The organism is Methyloceanibacter sp. (assembly GCF_041573655.1).
Classification (GTDB): domain Bacteria; phylum Pseudomonadota; class Alphaproteobacteria; order Rhizobiales; family Methyloligellaceae; genus Methyloceanibacter.
Genome location: NZ_JBFFQD010000079.1, coordinates 1 through 5,898 on the forward strand (window position 1 = coordinate 1; position 5,898 = coordinate 5,898).

The window sequence follows — 5,898 nt, forward strand, 5'->3', positions numbered from 1 at the left end:
CATGTTGGAGAGCAGCACTAGCCATGTCGCGCGCCCTTTCCGTCTTGGCCATCGTGGCACTTACCGGTTTGCCGAGTGTCCCCGCTTGGGCGCAGGACGGGGATGATGAAGCTGAGAGCGGGGCCGCGATCTTGCGCGGTGCGGCGGAAGCGGGGCTCGGCGGGCCGCAGTCGGTCGGCGCGCAACTGGAGGAAGATGCCGCGCAGCGCAGGACGATGTCTCGCCGTCCGGGCATCGACTCCTTCTTCGATCCGGCGGAGAACAGCCTGGAACGCTTGCGGGAAGTCTCGGGCTTACAAGTCGGGCTCGACTATCAGGCGCTCTACCAGTCAGCCACGGACAGTCTCACGAACCAGGATCAAGCCTCCAGCGGCAGCGTGCGCATGTTCGGCAAATGGGCTTTGCTCGGGCGCGACACAGGCCACACCGGCTCGCTGGTGTTCCTCCTGGAGCAGCGGCACGAGCTGTGGACCGAGCTGACGCCCGCACAGCTTGGCGGCGACATCGGCTATCTCGGCATCACCGGCACGACGTTCTCCGACAGCGGCCCCTCGTTGACGACGATCTATTGGGAGCAGGCACTCTCGGACGGCAGGGCGGGCTTCGTCGCCGGACGGATTGATCCGACCGACTACATCGACATTCTCGGCTACGCCAATCAGCGCACGACATTTCTCAACCTGTCCACGCTCGTGAACCCGACGATCGCCCTCCCCGACCAAGGCTTCGGTTTTGGCGCCGGGGCGATGCTGACGGACCAGATCTTCGCCAAGGGACTCGTCACGGATGCGAATGGCTCCTTGACCGAAGTCGCGTTTTTCCCTGACGGCAGCGAGTTCTTCTCTTATGGCGAGCTCGGCTGGACGCCCGCGCGCGATGAGCGCTTTCTCACTAACGTCCATGTGGGTGCCTGGCATGTGGACGAGCGAGTCGAAGCCGGCGTGCCCGAAAGCCAGGGCGTGGTCGTCTCGGCCAATGTTACCATTGACGACGTGTTCATGCCGTTCGTACGCGTAGGCTGGTCGGACGGTGCCGCGCCCTTCTACAACACCGCCGTCAGCGGCGGCTTTCTCTATTACCTTCCGCGCTATCGCGATTTGCTGGGTTTCGCGGCCGCTTGGAACGCGCCGGCTGTCGCGGGGCTGCCCGATCAGACCACGCTGGAGGCGTTCTACCGCTATCAGTTCTCCGACAATATCGCGATCACCGCGGACGCCCAGCTTCTGCTGAACCCCGCGCTCAATCCGGATCAGGATCAGGTCGCGGTGTTCGGCTTGCGCGCGCGCCTCGACATGTAGGCGCGCGGTTCAAAGGGGCGAATTTCTCTGACATGCGTCAGACGCTAAGGAGCCCTTCCGTACAACCATGCTAAAACCTCCCGCAAAATTCGAGGGGGAATTGCCATGAGCGCATCTGGTGGACTGCCCGAGGTCGCCTTAGTCAGCATGAAGGCGCCGTTCTGCTGGCTCGCGGGCGGATGGAGCGATTTGTGGAAGGCACCAGGTCCGTGCCTCGTCTATGGGCTCATCATGGCATTGATCAGCTTCGGGCTGTGCTACGCGCTCGTGGTCTCCGACGCCGAGTTCTGGGTCTTGGCGCTGACGGTCGGATTCGTGTTCGTGGCGCCCATGCTCGCCATGGGCCTTTACGAGGCGGGGCGGCAGATCGAGCGGGGCGAGAAGCCGACGCTCGGCGAGATGCTCTATGTCCGCTCGGCCGTTCGGGTCGATCTCGCTTATCTCGGCCTGTTTCTGGTGCTGATCTATCTCCTGTGGGGGCGCATCGCGCAGATCGTCTATGGCCTGTCGACCTATCAGTTGCACCGGACGGTGGAGGACTTCGTCGAGTACGCGATCGGCACGCCGGACGGGCAGACCATGCTCCTCACCGGCACGCTGATCGGCGGCGCAATCGCCTATCTCACCTATTGCGCGGTGGTCATTGCCGCGCCGATGCTGCTCGATCAGAAGACAGGCGTGTTCGCCGCGATCGTCACCAGCGTGCGAACGGTCGCGGACAATTTCTGGCCCATGACCCTTTGGGCCGTGATCATCGCGGTTTTGGTTCTGATTTCCGCGGCGACGGGGTTCATCGCATTCATCGTGATCTTCCCCTGGCTGGGTCTGGCGACCTGGCGTGCCTACCGGGAACTGGTCCCGGACCACTAGGGGCGATGCCTTGCGCTTCAGAACGCGGCGCGTCCACGGATGCTGACGAGATAAAGCTCGTCCTGCACAAGATTGAGGGGCGGATCCTTGACGTACTGAACGCTTGGGGTAACTGCGATCTCGTCGATGAGATGGACACGGTAGTAAACTTCCAAGGCTTTCTGATTGGCAAAGATCTCGCTGGCGATGGGCTCGCCCCAACTCAAGCCCACACCGATAACGTCGTTCGGCCTGTTGAAGATTTTTTTGAAGCCCAGCCCGCCGGCCACAAGATGCCGTAGCGGCGTTCCGCCGCCTTCCGAATACCCGTAGCGGACAAAGGGAAGCAGTCTGCCGAACTGCTGCTCGCCTCCCACCGTGAAGCCTCGCGATGCGGGCGTCTTGGTGGATGTCCGCGCATCGGTGTCCCAGAACAAGACGTGGAGGTTGCCGTTGCCAACGTCCAACGCAGTATCCCAGCCGATCTCGAGGGCCTTGAAGTATTCTTCGTCCTCGAAGAACGATTGGATGCCTTTGTTCGGACCGCCATTGATGTCGTGGATGCCCGCGACGATGTAGACCGGTTCGATTGGGCGGAGGACGCCGGCGACGCCAAATCCAAAGGAAGCCCAACCGATGGCAGGGTTGAGGTTGAACGCGGCGTTGGAAAAGTCCGTCTTGGGATTCTTCAAGCTCATATAGTCGTAGATCGTAAACGGAAGCATCTTGCCGACGCGAATGCCGGCGGCACCGTCCGCGAAATACTGTTCGTAATAGAGTGAGACGACGGACAGATCGAATTCGTTGAAAGCCGTTGCCGTCGGCCAGAATGCGCCCGCATCGAGAAACAGGTTCTGCGGAGGAATCTCCGTCCCGAGCGTATGACGGCTTTCGACCGAGAATCCGATAAACCCGTTGTTTGGCGTATCAGCTCCGATGACCATCCACTTGCCCTGAAACTCGAAGATGCCGCCGGCCGCGTTTTTCGTGGGCGTGACACCCGGAGGCGACAGGTCGAGATAGTCGTAGAGCCGCGACAGCAGCGCCACCCCGCGGGCGCCGCCGATGATGTCCTCGCTGGCATGTTGGGAGATAGCCGTATAGGCGAGGCCAAATTCAAAATTATGCCGCGCCTTCAGCCGATCCTTGACGCCGTACCATTGCTCCAAAATGAACGGATCGCGGGCACTCGCCTGGCGCGCAAGCGCGTCCCGCTCGAGCTGGTGGCTTTCGTCTGTTGGGCTGCGCCCGATCTTGGAGACGTTGCTGCGTGCGTTGACCGGCGGCAGCGGTTCGACAGTGTCTGGACCCGCGGAAAGCTGCTGTGCGGCCGGAGGGGTACACCAGCCGACGATGGCGAAAAGAAAGGCCCCCGATCCTATCCAGCCCCGGCCCGCCAATGTCCTGGTCCTTTAGTTGCCCTTCGCCGTCGCGTCATAGGTGAGGTTGCCGTTCATCATCGTGTAGACGACATCGGTCTCGCCGATTTGCTCCGGATTGAGGTCGAATAGGTTCTTCTCCAGCACGACGAGATCGGCGAACTTGCCAGGTTCGATGGAGCCGATTTCGTCCTCCATGCCCATGCCATAGGCTGCGCCCAGCGTATGGGCCTTCAAGGCACGCTCCAGCGGCACTTGCGCTTCCTTTCCACCAAGCGGTGGCTGCTCCGGGTCGATCTGGCGCAGCATGGCGCGTTGGATGGCGTAAAGCGGACGGTACTCCGAGACGTAACCGGACGCGGGCCAATCCGATCCAAGCGAGACGTTCCCGCCAGCCTCAGCAATCGCATTCATCGGGAACATGCCGCCCACCCGCTCCGCGCCAAGCCGCTTCGTTGTGACGTCGCGAATGAGTGGGTCGCGCGACATCCAGCTGCCCGACGAATCGTAGGTCACGTTGAGATTCTTAAACCGGCCATAGTCGTCCGGGTGAACAAGCGTGGCATGGCTGGCGACATTGCGGCGGTCGCGTGCGGGATTGGCTTCGCTCGCGACTTCGACCGCGTCCAAGAACTTGCGCACCGCAAGGTCGCCGAAGCAGTGGCAAACGGCGTCGATGCCCGCCGCATCAGCGCGCGTCATGACATCGTTCAAGACATCGTAGGGGATAATGGGATCGACCTTGAGATCGGGCTTGTCGCTATAGCCGTCGACATACAAGGCGCTGTAGGAATCGTCGCCGCCGTCCATGTTCACCTTGATGCGGTTTGCCGTAATCAAAGGCGTGTCGACATCCTTCGAAAGCTGCTGGACGATCGGCACGGGATCGATGTCGGGATCGTTCCAGTAGTAGACACCGAGCACCCTTATAGGCAGCTGCCCCTCCTTCTCCAGTTCTTTGAAGAGATCGAAGCCCTCCTTCATGGAGAGCCCTTGGATGCCGTAATCATGGGCCGTTGTGATTCCCGACGCGGCGAATTTGGGGAGCCACTCAGCAACGCCATCGGCAACATAATCGGCGTCGATATCGAGGAGCGCCGAGAGAACTTGCATTTGCGCCGGGATCTCGACAACCCATCCCGTGGGATTGCCGTCATCGTCCCGCTGAAAGAAGCTGAAGCCAGGAACCGTCTCAGGCGTGTCCTTGGTGATCCCTGCGAGTTCCAGCGCCTTCGAGTTCACCCACGCCTTATGCCCGTCGATGGCCCAGAGGTACACGGGCCGTTCGAATTCAATCTCATCCAGCATCGCCGCGGTTGGCCAATCGTCGTTCCAAATATGCAACCGGACCCCGTAGCCATGAATCAGCTTCTTGTCTGGATTGTCTTTGACGTAATCCTTGATCCGCTGCATCAACTCGGCCTTGTCGTCGGTCTGGAGATCGACGCCATTGGCAATGACACCACCAGCGACAGCATGGAGGTGGCCGTCCACGAAGCCGGGAAGCATCATCTTGCCGCCCAAGTCGACAACTTCCGTGTCGTATCCGATTTGCTCCTTGAGCCCTGAGGCGTCACCGACATAGGTGATCTTATTGCCCTCGACGGTCACCGCCTCCGCCCAGGGTTGTGCCTCGTTCATGGTATAGATCTTGCCGTTGATGAAGGCGTAGTCGGCGGTGCCGTTGAGGCGCGCGTGGTTGTCCCCTGCGAATGCCTGCACGCAGCCTATGACGACGCCTAGCGTAAGAGTTGCAAGCCGCGCAAACGATTGGGCTGATGCCATGACACTCTCCGCCGCTGTTCCAGCCGATCATGTCGAGCGTATCAGACGAGGAGGCCGCGCCAAGTCATGCTTTTGTCGAATTGCGGCGTTCCGAAAAAAATCTTAGCCGCGCGGCGGGCGGCGGCGCTCGGTGAACCACGGACGGTACTTCGACGCCATCTTCTTGGTCTGTGCCGCGGGCGCGCGCCGCTTGCAGGTCGACGCTTCCTCGCTGCCTTCCAGCGCTCCCCAACGCACCTCGGCGCAATCGTTGATGTTGTAAGCCATCTCGAGATCGCCGATGCGGACGAGCAGGTCATCGAGCGTCAAGGTCCACGACGAGCCGTCGCTGCGTTTATAGGAGAACTTGCGCGCCGCAAGCTCCGAATGAAGGACGTCCTCTAGCTGCGCCTTGACCTCCTCCGGGCTCTTGCCGGCGGGCATCGCGTAACGCTCCGGGCGCCGCGCGACGCGGTCGGGGAAGTTGCGCACCACGTCCATGGCGATCAGCAAGCGCAAATCGCGCGACGGCGTGGCGAAGTTTTCCCACGGGCCGCTCGTTTCGAAGATCGACGCACCGTCGGGCATGTCCACCTTCTTGCGCGCGC

Annotated in this window: 4 protein-coding genes and 1 pseudogene; 2 read left to right on the top strand and 3 right to left on the bottom strand. The window is 61.4% G+C overall.

All coding sequences use genetic code 11. The features are described 5' to 3' along the window. Window positions 1-23 precede the first annotated feature (23 nt). The gene (locus ABY454_RS11895) at window positions 24-1,298 is read left to right on the top strand and encodes a carbohydrate porin (protein ID WP_372930938.1); all 1,275 of its coding nucleotides are present in this window, start codon (window positions 24-26) and stop codon (window positions 1,296-1,298) included. 105 nt (window positions 1,299-1,403) lie between these two features. Next, complete coding sequence (locus tag ABY454_RS11900) at window positions 1,404-2,168, top strand: DUF2189 domain-containing protein (protein WP_372930940.1); 765 nt, start codon at window positions 1,404-1,406, stop codon at window positions 2,166-2,168. A 17-nt stretch (window positions 2,169-2,185) separates the two neighbouring features. Here ABY454_RS11900 and ABY454_RS11905 read toward each other — a convergent pair whose 3' ends face one another. From ABY454_RS11905 to ABY454_RS11915, 3 genes and pseudogenes are all read right to left on the bottom strand, one after another. Then, window positions 2,186-3,547, bottom strand: a complete 1,362-nt coding sequence (locus tag ABY454_RS11905; RefSeq protein ID WP_372930942.1) for a carbohydrate porin — start codon at window positions 3,545-3,547, stop codon at window positions 2,186-2,188. Window positions 3,548-3,559: 12 nt separating this feature from the next. Next, a complete protein-coding gene (locus ABY454_RS11910) occupies window positions 3,560-5,311 on the bottom strand; it encodes an amidohydrolase (protein ID WP_372930943.1) in 1,752 nt (583 codons plus the stop codon). 102 nt (window positions 5,312-5,413) lie between these two features. After that, window positions 5,414-5,898 (bottom strand): annotated as a pseudogene (locus ABY454_RS11915) (hypothetical protein); the annotation flags it as partial.

Coding starts and splice junctions, on each gene's coding strand:
- ABY454_RS11910 (WP_372930943.1), bottom strand. CDS start 5,311: ATGGCATCAGCCCAATCGTTTGCGCGGCTTGCAACTCTTACGCTAGGC.
- ABY454_RS11900 (WP_372930940.1), top strand. CDS start 1,404: ATGAGCGCATCTGGTGGACTGCCCGAGGTCGCCTTAGTCAGCATGAAG.
- ABY454_RS11895 (WP_372930938.1), top strand. CDS start 24: ATGTCGCGCGCCCTTTCCGTCTTGGCCATCGTGGCACTTACCGGTTTG.